Consider the following 710-nt stretch of genomic DNA (forward strand, 5'->3'; position numbering starts at 1 on the left):
CACGGGGAGCGCGGAGTTATTGGGTTATGATGAAATGCCTGAGTATGGATTCTCCGTTGGAGTATGGGAATGGTCGTTAGGATGTCACTGATTATTCCAGATTATAAATCTTTTATTTAGAAATATTGAGCATCCGAATCCCAAAATCCAAATTATTAGACATGCCACACACGGCTTAAGAAAATCATAATGACCAAATGAAACATAATATAATGTCAGGCCATCAATTATGATTAATGCAAATGTGAATAATTTAGTTATTTTGGAATCTATGATGTATTTACCCATATAGCTGGATGTAGCTATGAATGCACTGCTCCATAAGGATAAGAGCATAAATATACCGAAAGTGCAGATGCCAGTCTCAAACCAATTCTTTAATTTTGGCATATCCAAATTTAGATATTGTATCAAAATAAGGCCTATACTCAAAGAAATGTTTATAACAAAATACCAAAGATAGACCAATTTATAATTTTTAAGAGAGGCTGTCATGATAAATACTATTTAGTCACAGACATACGTGGATGCTACGGTAAAACCTAATCCAACCAAGAGAGATGCTCCGCCAGATGGAACGGCAAGCGCTTCGCATACAAGAAATGCAGCAGCTGAAAACATTGAATTGCATAGAATTTTATCTTGCGTAGACATTCCTCGTGTCATGTTGTTATAAGTCCACAATTCTCTTTTCTCTGGATTATAGGTAA

1 protein-coding gene is annotated in these 710 nt (G+C 35.5%); it reads right to left on the reverse strand.

Going from position 1 to position 710, the window contains the following annotated elements; genetic code table 11:
• Nucleotides 1-507 precede the first annotated feature (507 nt).
• Nucleotides 508-710 (reverse strand): hypothetical protein (locus tag E5331_RS20885; RefSeq protein WP_275441326.1); only part of this gene is annotated, 203 nt, incomplete at its 5' end.

The sequence above is a fragment of the Lepagella muris genome, assembly GCF_004793975.1.
Lineage (GTDB): Bacteria > Bacteroidota > Bacteroidia > Bacteroidales > Muribaculaceae > Lepagella > Lepagella muris.